The sequence below is a fragment of the Comamonas sp. HJ-2 genome, assembly GCF_053615495.1.
In genome coordinates this window covers 58,598-80,084 of the sequence record NZ_JBSIFD010000019.1, presented here as the reverse complement: position 1 = coordinate 80,084, position 21,487 = coordinate 58,598, and the positions used below count along the sequence as shown (strand labels likewise).

Annotated in this window: 18 protein-coding genes and 2 pseudogenes; 9 read left to right on the top strand and 11 right to left on the bottom strand. The window is 59.8% G+C overall.

The genetic code is table 11. From position 1 onward, the window contains the following. Positions 1–41: 41 nt before the first annotated feature. The 4 genes from ACWGXF_RS16390 to ACWGXF_RS16375 all read right to left on the bottom strand — a co-directional run bounded on the left by ACWGXF_RS16390 (position 42) and on the right by ACWGXF_RS16375 (position 3,888). The gene (locus ACWGXF_RS16390; RefSeq protein ID WP_452102119.1) at positions 42–2,114 is read right to left on the bottom strand and encodes a phage NrS-1 polymerase family protein; all 2,073 of its coding nucleotides are present in this window, start codon (positions 2,112–2,114) and stop codon (positions 42–44) included. Beyond that, positions 2,111–2,356, bottom strand: coding sequence for a hypothetical protein (locus tag ACWGXF_RS16385; protein WP_452102118.1), 246 nt, complete (start codon positions 2,354–2,356; stop codon positions 2,111–2,113). The genes ACWGXF_RS16390 and ACWGXF_RS16385 overlap by 4 nt, the downstream gene beginning before the upstream one ends. Before the next feature lie 93 nt (positions 2,357–2,449). Continuing rightward, entirely contained in the window at positions 2,450–3,043 is a 594-nt protein-coding gene (locus ACWGXF_RS16380; protein WP_452102117.1) for a hypothetical protein, read from the bottom strand. After that, complete coding sequence (locus tag ACWGXF_RS16375) at positions 3,043–3,888, bottom strand: site-specific integrase (protein ID WP_452102116.1); 846 nt, start codon at positions 3,886–3,888, stop codon at positions 3,043–3,045. Before ACWGXF_RS16375 ends, ACWGXF_RS16380 begins: the two co-directional genes overlap by 1 nt. A 287-nt stretch (positions 3,889–4,175) precedes the next feature. Between ACWGXF_RS16375 and dusA the strand changes: the two genes are divergently transcribed. The 3 genes from dusA (at position 4,176) to ACWGXF_RS16360 (ending at position 7,512) form a co-directional block, all read left to right on the top strand. Further along, positions 4,176–5,216: a tRNA dihydrouridine(20/20a) synthase DusA gene (dusA, locus tag ACWGXF_RS16370; RefSeq protein WP_452102115.1), complete on the top strand. Its 1,041-nt coding sequence runs from the start codon at positions 4,176–4,178 to the stop codon at positions 5,214–5,216. 170 nt (positions 5,217–5,386) lie between these two features. Beyond that, positions 5,387–6,820 carry a polyhydroxyalkanoate depolymerase gene (locus ACWGXF_RS16365; RefSeq protein WP_039050807.1) on the top strand — a complete coding sequence of 478 codons (1,434 nt, stop codon included), beginning with the start codon at positions 5,387–5,389 and terminating at the stop codon, positions 6,818–6,820. 29 nt (positions 6,821–6,849) lie between these two features. Then, a complete protein-coding gene (locus tag ACWGXF_RS16360; protein ID WP_452102114.1) occupies positions 6,850–7,512 on the top strand; it encodes an RnfABCDGE type electron transport complex subunit B in 663 nt (220 codons plus the stop codon). A gap of 95 nt (positions 7,513–7,607) precedes the next feature. Here ACWGXF_RS16360 and ACWGXF_RS16355 read toward each other — a convergent pair. Both ACWGXF_RS16355 and ACWGXF_RS16350 read right to left on the bottom strand, forming a co-directional pair. Continuing rightward, positions 7,608–8,003: pseudogene (locus ACWGXF_RS16355) on the bottom strand (cache domain-containing protein); the annotation flags it as partial. Positions 8,004–8,168: 165 nt separating this feature from the next. Next, positions 8,169–8,672 (bottom strand): annotated as a pseudogene (locus ACWGXF_RS16350) (methyl-accepting chemotaxis protein); the annotation flags it as partial. A gap of 618 nt (positions 8,673–9,290) precedes the next feature. Here ACWGXF_RS16350 and dapC point away from each other — a divergent pair. The 5 genes from dapC to prmB all read left to right on the top strand — a co-directional run bounded on the left by dapC (position 9,291) and on the right by prmB (position 14,972). Beyond that, entirely contained in the window at positions 9,291–10,496 is a 1,206-nt protein-coding gene (gene dapC, locus ACWGXF_RS16345; protein WP_452102113.1) for a succinyldiaminopimelate transaminase, read from the top strand. An 81-nt stretch (positions 10,497–10,577) separates the two neighbouring features. Further along, complete coding sequence (dapD, locus tag ACWGXF_RS16340; protein ID WP_003065004.1) at positions 10,578–11,411, top strand: 2,3,4,5-tetrahydropyridine-2,6-dicarboxylate N-succinyltransferase; 834 nt, start codon at positions 10,578–10,580, stop codon at positions 11,409–11,411. 197 nt (positions 11,412–11,608) lie between these two features. Beyond that, complete coding sequence (locus ACWGXF_RS16335) at positions 11,609–12,778, top strand: PilT/PilU family type 4a pilus ATPase (RefSeq protein ID WP_003065002.1); 1,170 nt, start codon at positions 11,609–11,611, stop codon at positions 12,776–12,778. A gap of 50 nt (positions 12,779–12,828) precedes the next feature. Next, complete coding sequence (gene dapE, locus ACWGXF_RS16330; protein ID WP_039050804.1) at positions 12,829–14,028, top strand: succinyl-diaminopimelate desuccinylase; 1,200 nt, start codon at positions 12,829–12,831, stop codon at positions 14,026–14,028. After that, positions 14,025–14,972, top strand: coding sequence for a 50S ribosomal protein L3 N(5)-glutamine methyltransferase (gene prmB, locus ACWGXF_RS16325; protein WP_054075647.1), 948 nt, complete (start codon positions 14,025–14,027; stop codon positions 14,970–14,972). The genes dapE and prmB overlap by 4 nt, the downstream gene beginning before the upstream one ends. A gap of 78 nt (positions 14,973–15,050) precedes the next feature. Here prmB and ACWGXF_RS16320 read toward each other — a convergent pair whose 3' ends face one another. Both ACWGXF_RS16320 and ACWGXF_RS16315 read right to left on the bottom strand, forming a co-directional pair. Continuing rightward, positions 15,051–15,200: a hypothetical protein gene (locus ACWGXF_RS16320; RefSeq protein ID WP_232096776.1), complete on the bottom strand. Its 150-nt coding sequence runs from the start codon at positions 15,198–15,200 to the stop codon at positions 15,051–15,053. Between the two features lie 30 nt (positions 15,201–15,230). Continuing rightward, on the bottom strand, positions 15,231–16,091 hold the full coding sequence (locus tag ACWGXF_RS16315) for a ferritin-like domain-containing protein (protein ID WP_054075646.1): 861 nt from the start codon (positions 16,089–16,091) through the stop codon (positions 15,231–15,233). A gap of 407 nt (positions 16,092–16,498) precedes the next feature. Between ACWGXF_RS16315 and ACWGXF_RS16310 the strand changes: the two genes are divergently transcribed. Next, on the top strand, positions 16,499–18,544 hold the full coding sequence (locus ACWGXF_RS16310) for an ABC-F family ATP-binding cassette domain-containing protein (protein ID WP_039050801.1): 2,046 nt from the start codon (positions 16,499–16,501) through the stop codon (positions 18,542–18,544). 62 nt (positions 18,545–18,606) lie between these two features. On the opposite strand, the gene ACWGXF_RS16305 is transcribed toward ACWGXF_RS16310, so the two are convergent. From ACWGXF_RS16305 to ACWGXF_RS16295, 3 genes are all read right to left on the bottom strand, one after another. Then, positions 18,607–18,909 carry a hypothetical protein gene (locus ACWGXF_RS16305; protein WP_452102112.1) on the bottom strand — a complete coding sequence of 101 codons (303 nt, stop codon included), beginning with the start codon at positions 18,907–18,909 and terminating at the stop codon, positions 18,607–18,609. A gap of 376 nt (positions 18,910–19,285) precedes the next feature. Next, a complete protein-coding gene (phbB, locus tag ACWGXF_RS16300; protein ID WP_003064980.1) occupies positions 19,286–20,023 on the bottom strand; it encodes an acetoacetyl-CoA reductase in 738 nt (245 codons plus the stop codon). Between the two features lie 260 nt (positions 20,024–20,283). Then, a complete protein-coding gene (locus ACWGXF_RS16295; protein WP_054075644.1) occupies positions 20,284–21,465 on the bottom strand; it encodes an acetyl-CoA C-acetyltransferase in 1,182 nt (393 codons plus the stop codon). Positions 21,466–21,487: the final 22 nt, after the last annotated feature.

Below are 21,487 nucleotides of genomic sequence, written 5' to 3'. Positions count from 1 at the left end.
GTTCACATCTTCAACTTCTTCGACACCTTCACAATTAGGATTCAATTTTTAAGATGTGAACTTGTTGAACAAGTTGAAGATGGTGAAGGGGTTGAATCTGTTGAAGTTGTAATAAGACGATATTGCCAAGGCCCGTTTTTCACAGGTTCTTTGCGCTGCCCAACGTGCTTATTTTTCAGTGCGAACCTGAACACACTGCGCAGCCTGTTTGTCGTGCCGACTATTGGCCGAAGCACCGATTCAATCTCCGCCTTATTGACCCAATCCTTGCCGCGCAGAACGTCTTGCAGCAAAACACAATCCGCTTCAGCCTGCGACTCTTCTTTATCGCTTGGCCCGTTAATCAAGTCGTTGGCCGTACCCATCTGCGCATCTCCCCAAGCAACATAGGAAGCGTGAATTTCTGGGAATGGTTCAGCCTGTTCTAAGCGGTACTCAAACCCACCTGTATCTGGGCCAATATTCGATTTACTTCGGGCCAGTATGCGCACATCGCCATCATCCCTGTCTGTCTTAGCTGCGATCATCACGATGCGCGCCAATGCCGTGAAGGCGATACTGCCCACAACACGTGAAGCCAGATCCCCCCCTTGCCCGCCTTTTGACAAGTGCGTAATTCCTAGCACCGCACAGCCAATCCTCTCCCCCAGCTCTTGCAAAGGCTGCAAGGCGCGGCGCACCTCTGTGTTTTTGTGACTGTCACCCGTCACTGCATTTACAACGGGGTCAACGATAAGTAGCGAAGGATTGCCGGTCTTGGCAAGCGCAGCACTCAACGCGCTGATGTGCTTCGCCGGGTCAAAAGGCACGACTTGCCCGTCCTCCGTCATCCCTTTAATAAAGTAACAGCGTTCGAGGTTTGCACCAGAGGCTTTGAGGCGGGGCTGCAATGTATCGGCTGGGTCATCCTCACCACTCCAGATAATCACATCGCCCGCCACGCAGCTAGTGCCGTCAGGCCACTTGCCACCACTGCTAATAGTCGCGGCCATGGATAGCGCAATGGTCGTTTTGCCTTGACCTGGAGCACCTGCAAGGATGTGAAATTTTCCCTTGGCAAGCCAATCTTTCCAGAGCCAATGCACCGGCTTAGGCCGTAGTTCACTGCCTTTGACCATGACAATCTCTCCTGACATTAGTTTTTTTGAGTCATAGGCTGAAGGGCTTGCCGATTCCTTATCGGTCTTGGTTTTATCCCTCAGCACATCCGTCACCAGCCCACAGGCCCGCAACACTGTGCGCTGCACGTAGTCCTCGCGGTCGTGCTTATCGCGTGCCAGCCCAGAAGCACGCAACAGGCGGGCCATACGCTCGCAGTCCTTGCCTGTCCACCACGCGAGGTGTGCACACAGCGCGGCATCGGCGCTGCTGCCGTCATAGGCGCTCGTGCTGCTGGGGTACGACTCGGCCAGCGCCTCGGCATTGCCCGCCCACAGGTCGGCAAACGTAGCGCGGCCCGCAAAGGCTGACGCGGCGGATATGTGGCGACTCGCACGGCGCACGAGCTCGTCGTCGTCCGTGGGGCCACCCCACCCGTCACACGGGCCGTCCGTCCAGTCTGTAGCGGCTTGGTGCTGGCTGGGCGGGAAGTATTCCGCCACCAGCGCTGCCAGCTCGGGCGGCGCGTGGAACACAGAGCCGCCAGGCGTGAGCATGTTGCCGGTCAGAGCTACGAATCGGCCACGCGTGTAGAACTCTAGGCCGAGGTCATCGCGACGCTTGATGTGGTCAGCCACAGAACCAACACCGAAAATGTGCAGGCCCTTGCCGCTGCTGGATACTTCCACAGCGCAGCCTTTGAGCTTGTCGCACATGCCTTGGGCAAGTGCAGACCAAGAGCCGTCCGGCTGTAGTGCGTTATCAATGTCGAGGAAGAAAAAAGGGTCTGCATCAGTGAACACGAAGCCCAGCGGGCGGCCAGTCGCAGCGGCTTCCCCGTAGGACATCCAATGCGCAGGGTCAGTCAGGTCTATCTTTATCCCACTGCGTCCTATTGGCTCTTTCTTCAACTTGCCCCCCGGCATGGGGGTCAGGCGGCAGTTCACCCACTGATCGAAAGCCGTGAAGCCATGGAGCGCGGGCGGCAGGTCGGTAACGGGCAAGCGTGCATTCACAGAATCGCCTCCTTACCCAAGCTGCTGCGGGTACGTGTGAGCGTAGCCAAGTGGTCTGCTACTGCTTGGCGGCTGTAGAGATAGCGATTGCCCAGCAGGATGTAGGCAGGCCCCTGTCCGCGTTTACGCCAAGCCTCCACGGTGTTGCGTGTGGCTCCGGCCAGCATCTGAAAATCTTCTTCAATGAAGCAGTCCAAGCGCGCTGCCATTGCGCGCAACCATTCCAAGTCTTGTTGGCTCATGTGCCCATCCTTTCCGGCTTATTTACCGTTTGTGTTAGCGATGGGCCAAAGGTAATTTTTTTGGTTGGCGGGACAAATTGAGCCGCCAACTTTTTAAAGTTTCTCCCGAATTGTGCGGACGCCCCACTTGTTCCGCTCTCTCCTTTTAATCAGTTCGGCTGCCCGTGTCTTGCTTTTCCCGGCGAAGTCTGTAGCAAATAAATGCCGCCAATGTGCGACAACATCAGCCGGTACGGCTCGGCTTTTTGCGGAAGGTTCAACTCGCTTCGCTGTGACTTCCTCATCAATCTGATACACCCGTGCAATCATGCTCATACGACCGAGTTCAAAGATGTCTTGGAACCCCTCACCCGGTCTAAACAACTCGGGGGACTTCATAAACACATCAATCCGGCTGCAAAGCTGGAAAACTCTTGCCGCCATCCATACCCCGCTATCTATCTCCACACCTTTAAGGCATTGGACATGCTCACGCAATGCCGCCCCCTCATCCAGATGGCCAGCCATGCGTGCAGCAGATGCAAAAGCCTCAGCGTCAATATCATGTTTCTTCAAATACCGGATTGCCCACTCTCTATACCTCGCAGTGGAGCCCCTGAACTGGTGAAAAACGTCTGGATCTATCGGCGTGGAACCGTTGGCGTTCTCAATTCGTTTCGTATATCGCTTGCCCTTTTCCAAAGACATCACACTTCCCCCTTCTTGATAGCGTTGTGCACATCCTCTGGCTTGATAGCCGTATAGCGGCGCAACATCTGCCATGTCTTATGGCCCGTCAGCAGCGCCACCTGTGGGATGCCCAGCCCCATGCGGAAGAACTCAGCAGCGGCGCGGTGGCGCAGGTCGTGAAAATGCAAGTCCTCAATGTCTAGGGCTTGGCAGGCCCTCGTAAATGACGCCGAGACGCTGCGCTCGTCATACGGAAACAGGAAACCCGTGCCTTTTTCCTGAATGAGCGGCTCAACGATGGCCCACGCAGCGGGCAGCAGCGGCACGGTCTGATTGTTGCCGTACTTGTTCTTTGGGTCTTTGCGGTCACGTATCACCACGGTCTTGGCGGCGGTGTCCACATCCTCAACCTCTAGCCGTGTGATTTCGCCCTGTCGCATACCTGTTGCTAGGGCAAAGCGGCAGATAGTCTCCATGGGGATTTTCTGGCGGGTCATACCGGCCCACAGCGCATAGATAGCGTCTAGCTCTTGGTCTGTCGGCTCCCGGTCACGCTCTTGGCCGCGTGTCTTTAGCCCACGATGCACCAGACTGGCGCGGGCTTCCAGCGCCAGCCGCTCAGGAATGTCTAGCTGACGGGCATGGCGTCCCCATTTAAGAACGGCTGACAGGAAAGACAGATCAGCGGCGATCGTCACGCCACCGGCCCCGGCTTTCTGGCGGCGGTCGATAAAGTCACGCAGCACCACCGCATTGAGGTTCGCCAGTTTGCCCTTGCCCAGCTCACGCTTGAGCATTTCCAGCGTGGCGGTCTTTGTCTTGCCCACCTTGTCAGTGGTCGATTCCCTATACTTGTCGATCAAGTCCCCTACAGTCACAGTCTTGGGGACAGGGGCAAAGCCTCCTGCTGCAATGTGGTTCGCTTGAGCCTCGATGGCCGTAGCCCATTCGCGTGCCTCGCGCTTAGTTGCGAAGGTAGCACCCCTAGAGATTCCGGCCCTTCGGACTTGAGCCCGCCACTTGCCGGACGGTAAGAGAGAAAATGTTGCCATGCGTGTGCAATCGTGTGCAGTGAGATATGCCGCGATTTTGCACTTTTAAAGCCCCCCGTGTGCATTCCGTGTGCACCTTTTCGTGCACATGAGCAAAAATGACAGCTCAAGACTCTAAAAATATTCAACAAAATCAATCACATAGCATGTGGCGCATGAGCGTGGCGCCGATGATGGACTGGACAGACAAGCATTGCCGCTACTTCCACCGCCTGCTCAGCCAGCACACCCTGCTCTACACCGAAATGGTGACGACCGGAGCTCTGGTGCATGGCGACGTGGCTCGTCATCTACGGTTTGAGGCCGAAGAGCACCCCGTGGCATTGCAATTGGGTGGCTCGGAGCCAGCAGATCTGGCGCACAGTGCACGCCTGGGCGAGCAATGGGGCTATGACGAGATCAATCTCAACTGCGGCTGCCCCAGCGAGCGCGTTCAGCGTGGGGCTTTCGGCGCCTGCCTGATGAACGAGGCCGCACTGGTAGCCGATTGCGTCAAGGCCATGGCCGATGTGGTGTCCGTGCCCGTCACTGTCAAGCACCGAATCGGCATCGACAAGATCGAAAGCTACGATTTTGTGCGCGACTTCGTCGGCACCGTTGCCGATGCAGGCTGCCAGGTGTTTGTGGTTCATGCCCGCAACGCCTGGCTCAAAGGCCTCTCCCCCAAGGAAAACCGTGAAATCCCGCCGCTGCGCTACGAAGTCGTCGCACAACTCAAGCGTGACTTTCCGGGCCTGACCATCGCTGTCAACGGCGGCATCAAGACCGATGACGTGGTACAGCAGCAATTGCAGCAGGTCGATGGCGTCATGGTGGGCCGCGAGGCCTACCACAACCCCTGGTGGATGGCGTCCTGGGATGTTCTTTACTATCAGGATGAGAGCAGAGAGCGTACGCGCGAGCAGATCGAAGAGCAGATGGTGCTGTATATGGAACGCGAAGCGCGCGAGCATGGAACGCACTGGTATTCGATTGCCCGGCATATGCTGGGGCTGCGCAACGGCCTCGCCGGTGCGCGCCGCTGGCGCCAGGTCTGGAGCGATCACCGTCTCAAGACCCTGCCTGCGCACGAGGTCATGAAGCTGGCCCGCACCAAGCCGAACGAGATCCTGCCGGAACCCGCAGAGCAGATGCTTTGACGCTGCATGAAAAAGCTGGCTTCGGTCAGCTTTTTTACTTTCAAGCGCGGTCAAGTCCGGCATGCGTTGCGCAATCCCCGCAGTTGCGCGGTTTGAAGGGAATTCACTACTTCGCATGTCAAACTCTGCTGTTATATTGCACTGCAACATAACCCGCAGAAGTGCGTCCCATGCTCTATCAGATCTACGAAATGCAGCGCGCAATGGTTGAGCCCTTTGCAGACTTTGCCCAAGCCGCCTCCAAGTTCTACAACAACCCCCACTCGGTCTTCAGCCAGGTGCCACTGGCCCAGCGCATGGCAGCGGGCTTCAACCTCATGTACCGTTTGGGCAAGGACTACGAAAAGCCCGAATTCGATCTGCATAACGTCGAAGTCAACGGCGTGGATGTCACCATCCGCGAGCGGGTGGAGGTCGACAAGCCGTTTTGTGAGCTGCGCCGCTTCAAGCGCTTTTCCGACGATCCAGAAACACTGGATCTCATGCTCAGCCAGCCCGTGGTGCTGATCGTTGCCCCCCTCTCGGGCCACTATGCCACCTTGCTGCGCGACACCGTGCAAAGCATGCTCGGAGGCCACAAGGTCTATATCACCGACTGGAAAAATGCCCGCACCGTGCCGCTGTCCGAAGGCGAGTTCCATCTGGACGACTATGTGAACTATGTGCAGGAATTCATTCGCTATCTGCAAGGGCGCTATGGTCAGTGTCATGTGGTCAGCGTCTGCCAGCCCACGGTGCCCGTGCTGGCGGCCGTCTCGCTGATGGCCAGCCGTGGCGAGGTGACGCCGCTGTCCATGACCATGATGGGCGGCCCTATTGATGCGCGCCGCTCACCGACGGCCGTCAACAACCTGGCCGAAACCCGCAGCTACGAATGGTTCGAGAACAACGTCATCTACGAGGTACCGAACAATTACCCCGGTGCCGGCCGCCGCGTCTACCCTGGCTTTTTGCAGTACTCGGGCTTTGTGGCCATGAATCCCGACCGCCATGCCAACAGCCATTACGACTATTTCAAGGATCTGATCAAGGGTGACGAGGCCAGCGCCGAGCACCACCGCAAGTTCTATGACGAGTACAACGCCGTGCTGGACATGGATGCCGACTACTATCTGGAGACCATCGCCACCGTGTTTCAGGAGTACAAGCTGGTCAAGGGCACCTGGGAAGTCAAAAACGAGCAGGGCCAGCCCGAGCTGGTGCGTCCTCAGGATATCCGCCACACAGCCTTGCTGACCGTGGAAGGCGAGCTCGACGATATCTCGGGCGCAGGCCAGACCCGCGCCGCCCATGATCTGTGTGCCGGCATCGCTGCCGAGGCGCGCCAGCATATCGAAGTCCAAGGTGCAGGCCATTACGGCATCTTCAGCGGCAGCCGCTGGCGCAAGACCGTCTACCCGCAGGTGCGCGACTTCATCCTGTCCCACCAGCCCGCAAGCGCGACAGCCGCCAGCGCCGCAGGCCATCTGAGCAGCGTCAGTGACGACGGTGCCGAGCTGGAAAGCAACGAGGCCCATGCCGACAAGTCTGCCAAGACCCTGAAAACAGTTCAAAATAGCGCCCCTGCCCAGAAAGGACGCGGCCCCCACCGCGCCAGGGCGTAAAGGCTCGCCAGACCAGAATGAACTCATCCATGTCCGCAGCCTCTTCGCTTCAAGCACTGGCTGCGAACATCGATGCAGCCCTGCCCCAGACACAGTGCACGCGCTGCGGTTATCCCGATTGCGCGTCCTATGCCAAGGCCATTGCTAGCGGAGAAGCCGCCATCAATCAATGCCCACCCGGTGGCCAGGAAGGCGTGCGCCGCCTGGCGTCCATCACCGGCAGGCCGGAGTTGCCGCTCAACGCCGCAAATGGCATCGAAACCCCGCGCACCCTGGCCCTGATCGACGAAGCCTGGTGCATAGGCTGCACGTTGTGCATCAAGGCCTGTCCCACCGACGCGATTCTGGGTGCCAACAAGCGCATGCACTCCGTGAGTGCCGAGCATTGCACGGGCTGCGAGCTGTGCATTCCCGTCTGTCCGGTCGATTGCATAGAGCTGGTCAATGCCAGTGCCGAGGCCACGGGCTGGTCAGCCTGGAGCGCCGCCCAGGCCGAGCATGCCCGCCACCGCTATGGAGTGCATCTGCAGCGCACGGGTCGCAAGGCCAATGCGCCGGTGCGCACCACGGCACAGCCTCCTGCGGCAGAAGCCGGTGCTCAGGCCGTCACGACGGCAGCGCCAGCACCCGACAAAAAGGCTGCGATTGCCGCCATTCTGGCCAAGGCCAAGGCTCAGCGCGCCCAGAATTGATACTGAATAAGCCGCTATCGCTTATGCAAAAAAGCGCCAGCAGCTCTTGATTCAATAGCATCTCCTGGGGCTGCAAAGCTCTCCCCCGGGTCTCACTAGACGCTGACCAGGCTTTTGTAGACGCCGCAGCCCCAGTACAGGCCTGCATGCTTGCAGACATAGGACATCTTGGTCTGCACCTGCTGGTTGCTGGGGTTGATGTAGTCATACTCGACCCAGCCCGGGCGCAACTCGGCCTGAGCCATGATGTCGGCCATCAGGCTGTCGCCGTCGATGCCGGGCACATCCTGCACGCGCAGCCCCACCTTGGCGGGATTGCCGCCGAAGGCACGGTACTCCCCTTCCGAGGACAGAGCGAACACATACATGTCGCGGTCGTGGAATGGCTGCTCAGGATCGGTCACGGTCTGCAGCAGGCTGGCGACACTGGACGAGCTTTTGGCTTGCCGCATGGTTGCCTGCACCAGGGCCACGGCCTCCTCGGCCGTGCCCTGCTGCAATCTGAAGCGCGACACGGCGTCCGACAGGTGCTGGGCACGCAGCTGCAGCTCGCGGGCCTGCTGCAGCGCCTGACCGACCATCTGGGCATTGTGCTGGGTGATTTCATCGATCTGGTGCACGGCATTGCTGATTTCCTGAAGCCCCGTGCTCTGGCTGCTGGCCGAGTCCGAGAGCGTCCCCATATGACTGACCACATCATGGATGGCCCTCGTCACCCCTTGAGTCTGCTCGACGGCGTTGCGCAGCAGCTGCGTGCTCTGGCTCACCTGCTGCACTGTCTCGCCGATCAGCTGGCGTATCTCCTTGGCAGCTTCGGCGCTGCGCTGCGCCAGCGTACGCACCTCGCTGGCCACGACGGCAAAGCCGCGCCCCTGCTCACCGGCCCTGGCGGCCTCCACGGCCGCATTGAGGGCCAGAATATTGGTCTGAAAGGCAATGCCGTCTATCACCCCAATGATTTCCCGCATGCGCCCGGCATTGCGCTCGATCAGCTCCACCGACTGCACGGCATGCTGCATGGCTTGGGCGCCCTGATCGGCGGCCGAGCGCACGCCGTCGGCACGACCATGGGCCGCCTTGCTCACCTCGGCGCTGTGCTGAACCGCTGCGCTGAGCTGCTCGACACTGACCACCGTCTGCGCGAGATTGCTCGCCTGCATCTCGGTTCGTTCAGACAGGGCCTGGTGGTCCTTGACCATGCCCTGTCCAGCCTGGGCCACCAGGGCCGCGTTGCTGCGCACATCGGCCACCATGGCCGACAACGCATGCACCATGGACTCGGTCAGGCCCGATGTCGCCGCAGCCGCTTGCGCCCCTTTGGCAGCGCTCATACTCAGGTCGCCATGGGCGACTTTTTCCAGCGCCAGCTGCATGTCCTGCCACTGCTGCTGCCAGCTCTTGTGAAGAGCACCGACCCACAACAGCACTCCCATGATCCACAGCAGCAACCAGCCCAGCTGCCATGTTCCGCTCAGGCCCAGCACGGGCAAAACAGGCCCGGCCAGCAGCCATGGCAACCCCAAGCACAGCCATCCGGAATTCCTCATTCGTACGCGGTTTTTTTTGTCGGGCAAGATGCGCTTTTGCATTGCCTGTCTCCATTCGTTTTTTGTGGTCGACTTCGTTTGCTGAGCTTGCAGCCTGCTCACGGTAGCCCTTTGCTCTGTCATCCAGCTTACGTAACAAATTGCAATTTACGGTGCCTGCAAACCCGCAAAATCGAAACCATGAGCACTGTTTTCTCATGCGAAAATGGCATCAGCCCATAATGTGTCACTATGAATCCCCTGCTCTCGCGCTTACAGCCTTATCCGTTTGAACGCCTTCGCCAACTGTTTGCCTCTGCCCAGCCGCCCGAGGGCCTGCGCCCCATCAGCCTGGGCATCGGAGAGCCGCGCCACGCCACGCCGGCGTTCATTGAAAAAGCACTGAGCAGCGAACTCCAGGGCCTGTCCGTTTACCCCGCCACCGCCGGTCTGCCAGCGCTGCGCCAGGCCTGTGCGCAATGGGCCAACCGGCGCTATGGCGTAGAACTCGATGCAGCGACCCAGGTTCTGCCCGTCAATGGCTCGCGTGAAGCCCTGTTTGCCTTTACCCAGGTGGTGGTGGACAGCACCCGAGCCGGTGCGCGCGTCATCTGCCCCAATCCCTTCTATCAAATCTACGAAGGTGCAACGCTGCTGGCCGGGGCCACACCCTATTACGCCGCCAGTGATGCCGCGCGCAACTTCGCCGTGAACTGGGATGCCGTGCCCGAGGATGTATGGCAGAACACGCAGATGATTTTTGTCTGCTCTCCCGGCAACCCCACGGGCGCCGTGATGCCACTGGGCGAATGGGAGAAGCTGTTCGCCCTGTCCGACAAGCATGGCTTTGTGATTGCCAGCGACGAGTGCTACAGCGAGATCTACTTCCAGGAGGAAGCTCCGCTGGGCGGCCTGGAAGCGGCACAAAAGCTCGGTCGCCATGATTTCAAGAATCTGGTGATGTTCACCAGCCTGTCCAAGCGCAGCAATGTGCCCGGACTGCGCAGCGGCTTTGTGGCAGGCGATGCGGCCCTGCTCAAGTCCTTCCTGCTCTACCGCACCTATCACGGCGGTGCCATGAGCCCCGTGGTCCAGACGGCATCGATTGCCGCCTGGGGTGACGAGGCCCATGTGCAGGAAAATCGCCGTCTCTACCGCGAGAAGTTTGCCCAGGTCACGCCCGTGCTGTCCAGGGTCATGGATGTGAAGCTGCCCGATGCCAGCTTCTACCTCTGGGCCGGCATTCCGCCGCAATTGGGTATGGATGATGCACAATTCGCCAAGGAGCTGTATATTCATACAGGCGTGACGGTTTTGCCGGGAAGCTATCTGGCACGTGAGGCCCATGGCTTCAACCCCGGAGCCAACCGCATTCGCATGGCTCTGGTGGCCGAGACGGCAGAATGCCTTGAAGCAGCTCAGCGCATTGCCCGGTTCATCGAGTCGCGCATACGCTGATTTCCACCCCAGGGCCTGCCCGGTGCAGGCCTTTATGACTCAACGATTCACCTCAACTTTCGATCTTTGACCGAAAACATCATGACGCAACAACTGCAATCCATCATCGACAACGCCTGGGACAACCGTGCCACTATTTCGCCTTCCGCCGCCCCCAAGGAAGTGGTGGATGCCGTGGAGCACGTGATTGCCGAACTCAATGACGGCAAGCTGCGCGTGGCCAGCCGCGAAGGCGTGGGCCAGTGGACCGTGCACCAGTGGATCAAGAAGGCCGTGCTGCTGTCCTTCCGTCTCAAGGACAATGCGCTGATCAACGGCGGCGCCCTGAACTTCTTCGACAAGGTACCCACCAAGTTCGAAGGCATGAGCGAGGCTGAGATCGCCGCCACCGGCGTGCGCGTGGTGCCTCCTGCCGTGGCTCGTCGCGGCTCCTTCATCGCCAAGGGCGCCATCCTGATGCCTTCCTATGTGAACATCGGCGCCTATGTGGACGAAGGCACCATGGTCGACACCTGGGCCACCGTGGGCTCCTGCGCTCAAGTCGGCAAGAACGTGCACCTGTCCGGCGGCGTGGGCCTGGGCGGCGTGCTCGAGCCCCTGCAAGCCAACCCCACCATCATCGAAGACAACTGCTTCATCGGCGCCCGCTCCGAAGTCGTCGAAGGCGTGATCGTGGAAGAAAACTCCGTTCTCGGCATGGGCGTGTACATCGGCCAGTCCACCCCTCTGTTCAACCGCGAAACCGGCGAAATCACCTACGGCCGCGTGCCCAGCGGATCGGTGGTGGTCAGCGGCAACATCCCCAAGCAGACCAAGGATGGCAAGGACTACTCCATGTATGCCGCCATCATCGTCAAGCGCGTGGATGCACAGACCCGCTCCAAGACCAGCATCAACGACCTGCTGCGCGACTGATGGGAGCCTGGCCACGCCTGCTCTGCCTTGATGCAGACACCGCCATGGCCACCCCGCTCACAAGCCTGCCCGCTCCCAAGCGTGCAGGCTTTTTTCATGCTGGAAATCAGCTTTGCGCATCACGCGCGACCTGCACCGAGTTGACACACGCTAACATGCGTGCATAGAGAGGCTGAGCGAAAAAGGATGAAGAAAAAATGAGCACCATGGAAAAAATTCTGCGTCTGATGTCCGAGAAAAAGGCCTCGGACGTCTATCTCTCCGCCCGTGCGCCGGCGCTGATCAAGATCAACGGTATCTGCATCCCCATCAACAATCAGGAGTTGCCGGTCGAAGCTCCGCTGGCCTTGCTCTCCGAAGTCGTCAAGCCGGAAGCCATAGAGGAGCTCAAGCAGACGGGCGAGCTGAACATGGCCATTCCCATGAGCGGCATAGGACGTTTTCGTATCAGCGCCATGCGCCAGCGTGGCTCCTACGCAGTTGTCGTGCGCTTCATCTCGCAGCAGGTGCCCTCGCGCGACAGCCTGAACCTGCCGTCCATTGTCAGCGAACTGGTCATGGAAAAGCGCGGCCTGGTGCTTGTCGTTGGCGCCACGGGCTCAGGCAAGAGCACGACACTGGCGACCATGATCGACGAGCGCAACGAAACGCTCACTGGCCATATCCTCACGGTGGAAGACCCCGTCGAATACCAGTTTCGCAACAAGAAATCCATCGTCAACCAGCGTGAGGTCGGCACCGATACCAGTACCCTTGCAACCGCACTCAAGAATGCGCTACGTCAGGCACCCGATGTGATTCTGATCGGCGAAATCCGCGACCGCGAGACCATGTCGGCCGCACTGGCCTATGCCCAGTCCGGCCATCTGTGCCTGGCAACCCTTCATGCCAACAACAGCTATCACACGCTCAACCGCATCCTGTCCTTCTTCCCCGAGGAGGTACGCCCCAGCATGTTGGGCGAGCTGGCCGCCTCGCTCAAGGCCGTGATCTCTCAGCGCCTGGTCCGTACCGTTACCGGCACGCGCGTGCCGGCCGTGGAAGTCATGCTCAACACCAAACTCATCAGCGACATGATCGTCAAGGGCGACTTCGGTGGCGTGAAGGAGGCCATGGAAAAATCCATGGCCGAAGGCTCGCAGACCTTCGAGGACGCACTGGCGGCCCTGGTGCGCAGTGGCACAATTGAGCGCAGTGAAGCGCTGGCCTATGCCGACTCGCCCACCAATCTGATGTGGCGCATGGATAATGACGTCAGCCACGCGGCCACTGCTGCCAACGCCCCGGCCGTCACCGATGTGATTCTGCCCGGCGATGACGATATGCCGTCTTTTACGGAAATCACCCTGGATGTCAGAACCGCCTGAAGCCGCCAGCCAAGGCGGCATAGGCATTGTTTTAGTTTGAAGCCCCCTCCATGTCCCGGACACTGCAATTGACCGAGCAGCTCATCAGCCTGCCCTCCGTCACCCCCGAAGATGCTGGCTGCCTTGAGCTGCTCGCCGATGCCCTGACACCCATGGGTTTTACCTGCGAACGTCTGGATAGCGGCCCCGCAGACTTTCGCGTACAAAACCTGTGGGCAAAGCGCGCTCCTGCGATTGCTCAGTCTACGCAAGGCGCTATCAATTCAGATAGGCCTGTGCTGGTCTTTGCCGGCCATACCGATGTGGTGCCACCGGGCCCGCTCAAGGAATGGACCAGCCCGCCTTTCGTACCCATGCACCGCGACGGCAAGCTCTACGGCCGTGGTGCCAGCGATATGAAGACCTCCATCGCCGCCTTTGTCGTGGCGCTGGAGGAGTTTCTGCAGACCATGCCCGAGCCCGCCTTCGACATCGCCCTGCTGCTGACCAGCGACGAGGAAGGCCCCTCGGTCGACGGCACCAAGGTCGTGGTTGAAGAGCTGCGCCAGCGCGGCGAGCGCCTGGACTGGTGCATCGTGGGCGAGCCCACCTCGGTCAAGCAGACCGGCGACATGATCAAGAACGGCCGCCGCGGCACCATGAGCGGCAAGCTCACCGTCAACGGTGTGCAAGGCCATATCGCCTACCCACAACTGGCACGCAACCCCATTCACGAGGCCTTGCCCGCACTCGCAGAACTCGCGGCCACGGTCTGGGACCGCGGCAATGCATTCTTCCCGCCCACCAGCTGGCAGATCAGCAATATTCATGGCGGAACGGGCGCCAGCAACGTCATTCCCGGCCATGTGGTGATCGACTTCAATTTCCGCTTCTGTACCGAGTCCAGCTCCGACTCCCTGCAAAAGCGCGTGCATGAAATCCTGGACCGCCATGGCGTCGAATACTCGCTGGTCTGGACCGTGGGCGGACAGCCTTTTCTGACCACACCGGGCACGCTGGTGCAGGCCGTGCAGGCCGCCATCAAGGATGAAACCGGACTCGATACCGAGCTGTCCACCACAGGCGGCACCAGCGATGGCCGCTTCATCGCCCAGATATGCCCTCAGGTCATAGAGATGGGCCCGCCCAATGCCAGCATCCACAAGATCGACGAACACATCGCCGTGGCCGATATCGAGCCACTGAAAAACATCTACCGCAAGACTCTGGAACAACTCCAGCGCCAGCAGACCGCACCCCAGACCGCATGAGCAACACCAGCATCCTCCTGATCTCGGGCAACACCGTTGCCGAACTGATTGCCAACGGCGCTCGGGCTCTCACAGCTGCCGGCGTGGCTTTTGGCCATGGCACGGCCACGGCCGAGGACGAAGCGGCCTGGCTGGTGCTCTGGAAGCTGGGCCTGCCACTGGACAGTGAACTCACACCCGGCGCTCCTGAATCTGCAGCAAATCAGCCTGTATCTCTTGATGCACAAGCTCAGATAGCTACTCTTTTTGAAGAGCGCATACGCAGCCGCAAGCCCGCAGCCTATCTGACGAACGAGGCCTGGCTTGTAGGAGTGCCCTTCTACATCGACGAGCGCTCCATCGTGCCGCGCAGCTTTATCGCCGAGCTGCTGGCCGATGGCAGCATCGACGGCTGGCTGTCCGACAAGACCGTGCAGGTGCTCGACCTATGCACCGGCAACGGCTCTCTGGCCTGCCTGGCCGCCATGGCCTATCCCGAAGTCCGGGTGACGGGTGCTGATATCTCGACCGATGCCCTGGCCGTCGCCCGCATCAATGTGGACAAGCACGGGCTACAGGATCGCGTGACGCTGCTGGAAAGCAACGGCATGAGCCAGGTGCCCGGCCCCTGGGATCTGGTGCTGTGCAACCCGCCCTACGTGAACTCCGACAGCATGGGCAAGCTGCCTGCCGAGTACCAGGCCGAGCCCGAGCTGGCCCTGGCCGGCGGCGCCGACGGCATGGACTTCATCCGCCGACTGCTCGAGGACCTGCCCGCGCGCCTGAACAAGGACGCCGTGGTGGTGCTGGAGATAGGCAATGAAAAGCCGTACTTCGAGGCAGCCTTCCCCGACCTGCCCGTGTTCTGGCTCGACACCAGCTCGGGTGACGAGCAGGTGCTGCTGATTACCGAAGAGGCGCTGCGCCACTGGTCCGAGGGCAATACCGCCGCCTTGCAGCTGTAAGTTCTTCGTCCCGCATCCAAGGCACAGGCTTCTCAAAGCCTTGTGCCTTTTTCTCTATTCAGGTCTTTGAACAAGCGCTCAAGCACGCTTTACCGCACTCGGATAGCGAGAACCGCCACCCGCAATCTGCAGGCCATCGCGCCTGCCTGCAAAGAAGCGGGCATTGAGCTGCGCAGGCCCCAGATCGTCTTCCATCTCGAAGCCCGCCGTGCCCAGTAGTTCCGCCATGCGCTGCGGCGTGCTGGATGCATGCAAGACTCAGTACGACATCATGCGTGTTGCCAGCTTGGAGATGGGTGTGCGCACCATGCCCTCCACGCGTGCTGGCAGCAGCATGGGCTTGAGCAGCATGCGCACAGCCAGATCGGCAGGCAGGCGACGGCTGACCAGCTCGTAAATGCGCTGGGCCATGTCTTCGAAGCGAGTGCTGCTATCGGAGAAATAAGGACCCTTGTGCGCCCAGACATGACGCAGCGCGATATCCGAATCGCTCTCTCGCAACTCCTTGAGGCGGCCATACAGTGCCTTGGCAATGCGCGTGCGGCCCACAGGCGACTGCTGCTGCAGCTCCTTGAAGTACTTGAGGAAGTGCTTGAAGTGGTTGACCTCGTCGTTGCGGATATTGCCCAGCAACTCGCTCAGAACCGGCTCGTCGCTGAGTTCGCGCAAGGTGTGATAGTAGGCCGTGGTGCCGGTCTCCACCACGCAGCGCGCCACCATTTCCAGGCGCGGGTCGGGGTAGAGCTCCTCCATGGTGCACAGCTGCGAATATTCGGCGAAAAAGCTGTCGTAGGCTTGCTGCCAGGGAAACTCCGGCCACACGGCTTCCACATAGGCCCGTAGTGCGCGTCCGTGCTGCAGTTCTTCGGACTCCCATTGATCCTTGAGCCAGACCGCGATCTCGGGCCAGGCAGCGTAATGCTCGGCCAAGTTGGCCGCATAGGTATCCGAGCCGGTTTCGATGAACGAGGCGCTCATCAGCAAGAAGAACAGATCCTGGTTGTGCTCTATGGCACTGCGATCGATGGCAGAGAAGTCAATGTCTTCAATGCGCCAGTGGGCAGAGCCGTTTCTGCTCGGGGTGGTTGAATGTGAAGAGAGGGACAGGTTTTGCTGCATCAGTTGTAGGACCGACATACTTAATCTGTCGGACTTCAGACTTAGAGATATGCCATCTTGTCGACATTTGGCCCTTACGCCATGTCAGATTACACCGACATTACAGGAGACTAACAATTCTTCAAATAGCCTTCTACAGGCTTTCATACCGACCTTCAAGCTGATTTTTTGAGTTGCGACCATGGATCTTCGCAGACTTCGCTATTTCAGCACCGTGCTGGAGTGTGCACCCAGGCCCCAAGCGTGTGAGCATGAGCTGAAATTCACCGAAACGATGATGGAGAACATAGGTCTTCAGGCCATATGAAAGCTCGGACAGACCTGCCACAACCGGGGCATCGCTACCGCCCTGCTCATTCCCTCAAGCTCCTGAGCCTGAGGGCATTCGCGGATAATCGACCCCAGTCATGATCAGTCTCAAGAACATCACGCTGCGCCGCGGCACCAAAGTCCTGCTCGACCAAGTCAGCACCACCATCAACCCGGGAGAGTCCGTCGGCCTTGTCGGCCGTAACGGTGCAGGCAAGTCCAGCCTGTTCGCCCTGCTCAATGGCAGCATCAGCGAAGACGGCGGTGATTTTTTCATCCCTCCTCAGTGGCGCATGGCACAGGTAGCCCAGCACATGCCGGAAACCGACGAATCAGCCACCCGGTTTGTTCTGGATGGCGACACGCGCCTGGCCGAGCTGAACGCCCAGTTGGCTGCCGCCGAAGCCTCTGGCGATGGTATGGAGATCGCCCAGGCCTATGTGGATCTGGCCGATGCCGGTGCACATGATGCTGAATCGCGCGCGCAAGCCCTGATTCTGGGTCTTGGCTTCAAGGTCTCCGAGCTGGATCACCCGGTCAACAGCTTCTCGGGCGGCTGGCGCATGCGTCTGCAGCTGGCCCGTGCACTGATGGCCCCCAGCGACCTGCTGCTGCTGGACGAACCCACCAACCACCTGGACCTGGATGCCCTGGTCTGGCTGGAAGCCTGGCTAAAGCGCTACAGCGGCACGATGATCGTCATCAGCCATGATCGCGAATTCCTGGACGCCATCACCAACGTCACACTGCAGATTCAGGGCGGGCAGATCAACCGCTACGGCGGCAATTACTCGCGCTTTGAAGAACTGCGTGCCCAGCAACTGGAGCTGCAGGCGGCCAGCTTTGCCAAGCAGCAGGAAAAAATGGCCCATCTGCAGAAGTTCATTGACCGCTTCAAGGCCAAGGCCAGCAAGGCCAAGCAGGCACAAAGCCGGGTCAAGCAGCTCGAGCGCATGGAAAAGGTCGGGCCGGTGCTGGCCGAAGCCGAGTTCACCTTTGAATTCAAGGAACCCGCCAATCTGCCCAACCCCATGCTGGCGATTACCGATGCCAGCTTCGGCTATGAGGACGAAGACGGCAGGCAGACCACCATCCTGCGGGGCGTCAACCGCTCCGTGCTGGCAGGCCAGCGCATCGGTATTCTCGGGGCCAACGGCCAGGGCAAGTCGACCCTGGTCAAGACCATCGCCCGCGAGATGAAGGCGCTGGCCGGCACCGTCACCGAAGGCAAGGGCCTCAATATCGGCTACTTTGCCCAACAGGAACTCGACGTGCTGCGTCCCGGCGAGAACCCGCTGGAGCATATGACCCGTCTGGCCAGGGAACTCGGCGCTGCCGCACCCGCCGCCAGCCGCGAACAGGACTTGCGCAACTGGCTGGGCACCTTCAACTTCAGCGGCGACATGGTCAAGCAGTCTGTGGGCAGCATGAGCGGTGGCGAAAAAGCCCGTCTGGTACTGGCCATGATCGTCTGGCAACGCCCCAATCTGCTGCTGCTGGACGAGCCTACCAACCACCTGGACCTGGCCACGCGCGAAGCGCTGGCCATGGCGCTCAACGACTTCGACGGCACCGTGATGCTGGTCTCCCACGACCGTCACCTGCTTCGCGCCGTATGTGAAGACTTCTGGATGGTGGGCCGCGGCGTTGTCGGCCCGTTCGACGGCGACCTGGACGACTACCAGCGTTATCTGCTCGAAGAGTCCAAGCGCTTGCGCGAAGAAGCACGCAATGCCGAACAGCAGGCCAACAGCGCGCCAGCGGTGCAAACTCCGGTAGAGCTCAAGCCAAATACGCCTGAAGCGCCTTCTACAAAAGCGCTGGACGCTCTGAAAACAGAATCATTCACTGACGTGGGTGACCCCAAGGAAGCCCGTCGCCTGGCTGCTGCAGCTCGCCAGCAACTGGCCGAAAAGACCAAGCCCTTCAAGAAAGAGCTGGAACAGATCGACAAGACTCTGCCCAAGCTCAATGCCCAGCGCAGCGCACTGGAAGAAAAGCTGGCCACGCCCGGACTATCCGGTGGAGATATCGTGGAAGCGGGCAAGCAGCTGAGTGCCGTCAACGCTGAAATCGATCAACTGGAAGAGCGCTGGCTGGAGCTTTCGGAGCAGATTGAAGCCCTGGCCACCGAAACCTGCTAAGCCCAGGAAAAGCCCTGCCCCAGGAAAAGCCCTGCCACTGACCAGCTTTGGCAGGGCGCTCTTCATTTTGCACATGCATACCGGCTGCTGAAAACATCAGCAAACGCGAGTTGCATTTTCTTGCGCTGTTGATTCAGCTTCTTGTCAACCTGCAGTTCAGGCCAGGCGTTGAACCACTCAAAGGAGTGAACTGCAATGACCACCACTGTTACCGACACCGCCAAAGCCCAGCCCGCACAGGCCGCAGCAGCTATGTCTCTGATGGCTTGGCCCTGGGACGAACGTGATCGCAAGCGTGCCCCCGCATTTGCAGCCTGATTATCACTGGATAAAAGAACAGGTAAAAATTTCCAAAAAGCTGTCAACGAGCTGAATCCGTCAGACGTTAAACAGACATACAGGAGAGATTCCCATGCAAACCACGAACATCATGTCCATCTGGCCCGAAGACGAACGCGATCGCAAGCGCTAAGCGCTCGCCGCGCAACACTGTGCAGACCAAAGCACAGTGTGTTGCAGCCAGGTGCCCGGGCAGTCGGCACTGCTAGGCCAAAGAACCCACAAGCCTTACTGCCCCGTGCCACTCTCTGAAGTGGCCCCCATTCCTCAAAACCCGCATGAATGATCTCTGCGGGTTTTGTCATTTGCTTAACCGAGTTTTCCGGTCGCAGCGCACAGTGCAAAACGAAGGGCATGAAAAAAAGGAGCCTGAGCTCCTTTTTGCTGAATGCCTGAAAAGGCTTAGTGCATATGCAGGCCGCCGTTGACCGCAAAGTCCGCACCTGTGGAATAGCTGCCCTCTTCCGAAGCCAGCCAGGAGATGATGGAGGCGATCTCCGCAGGCTCGCCCAGACGCTTGACGGGCACGCCCGCCACGATCTTTTCGAGCACATCGGGACGAATGGCCTTGACCATATCGGTGCCTATGTAACCAGGGCTGACTGTATTCACGGTCACTCCCTTGGCAGCCAGCTCTTGAGCCAGCGCCATGGTGAAACCATGCATGCCCGCCTTGGCGGCCGAGTAGTTGGTCTGGCCGGCCTGGCCCTTGGCGCCGTTGACCGAGCTGATGTTGATGATTCGGCCCCAGCCTTTTTCCACCATGTCTGCCACCACCTGCTTGGTGACGTTGAACATGGAGTTGAGGTTGGTTTCGATGACCGACTTCCAGTCGTCCGGCGTCATCTTGACGAACATGCGGTCGCGGGTGATACCCGCATTGTTCACCAGCACATCGATGTTGCCGTGCTCTGCCTTGGTCTGGTTGAAGGCTTCGACGGTGGATTCCCAATCCCCCACATTGCCAACCGAGGCATAAAACGTGTAACCCAATTGCGCCTGCTCGTCCAGCCACTTGCGGTAGTCGCGCGATGGTCCGCAACCCGCGATCACCTTGAAGCCATCCTTATGCAAACGCTGGCAGATTGCGGTACCGATACCGCCCATGCCCCCCGTGACGTACGCTACTTTCTGACCCATTCATCTCTCCTGTCAATCAATGGTTATTTCACGATCACACTATCAACGATAAGATTTCTTAGAAATTGCTTATCGTTTTGAACGCCACACACCCTGCACGCTGGCCATGCCAGTATGCAATCGAGTAGGTCCGAATGAACCCGCTTTCGCCGTGGTTTACCTCGTGATCTTCCCTAGGGTCGATGGGAGGCTGGCATCAGCGGGCTTCCCAGACTGCGCCGGTCTTCAGGAGCACCGGAGCAGTCTGCAATCCTGAAGCCTCAGCAGGCTTCCACAGCCATAGCAACACCCATGCCACCGCCGATGCACAGACCGGCCAGGCCCTTCTTGGCACCGCTGCGCTGCATTTCATGCAGCAGCGTCACCAGAATGCGGCAGCCCGATGCACCAATGGGGTGACCGATGGCAATGGCACCGCCGTTGACGTTGACCTTGGCGGTGTCAATGCCCAGATCCTGATTCACCGCGCAGGCCTGTGCGGCAAAGGCTTCGTTGAGTTCGAACAGGTCCACATCGGCAGCCTTCCAGCCGGCGCGATCCAGCGCCTTGCGCGTGGCATAGACAGGACCCAGACCCATGACCTCTGGGGCCAGGCCGCTGGTGGCATAAGACACGATCTTGGCCAGAGGCTTGAGGCCCAGTGCCTTGGCCTTGGCCGCCGTCATCACCACCACGGCGGCGGCGCCGTCGTTCAGACCCGAGGCATTGCCGGCCGTCACCGAACCTGCCTTGTCGAAAGCGGGCTTGAGGGTGGCCAGCACATCGGCATTGGTCTTGCGGTTGACGTATTCGTCACTGTCGAACACGATGGGGTCACCCTTGCGCTGGGGAATGCTCACGGGAACGATTTCGTCCTTGAACTTGCCAGCATCCTGCGCGGCCACAGCCTTTTGCTGGCTGGCCAGCGCCAGCGCATCCTGCTGCGCGCGGCTGACGTTCTTTTCCTTGGCCACGTTCTCGGCAGTGATGCCCATGTGGTATTGGTTGTAGACATCCCACAGACCGTCCACGATCATGGTGTCCACCATCTTCCAGTCACCCATGCGCTGGCCGTCACGCGAATTGGGCACGGCATGGGGCGACAGGCTCATGTTTTCCTGGCCTCCGGCAACCACGATTTCGCTGTCTCCCGTTGCCACGGCCTGAGCTGCCAGCATCACGGCCTTAAGGCCGGAGCCGCAGACGGCATTGATCGTCAGCGCAGGGGTCTCCTTGGCAATGCCGGCCGCCATCATGGCCTGACGCGCAGGATTCTGCCCGGCCGCCGCCGTCAACACCTGACCCATGATGACTTCACCGACCTGGTCCTTGCCCACCTTGGCACGAGCCAGAGCCTCGGAAATCACGGTCGCACCCAGCTGAGTTGCAGGAATCTTGGCCAGAGAGCCGCCGAACTTGCCAACCGCCGTACGCACGGCGGAAACGATAACGATGTCTTCCATTGCTGACGAACCTTTCTAGGTT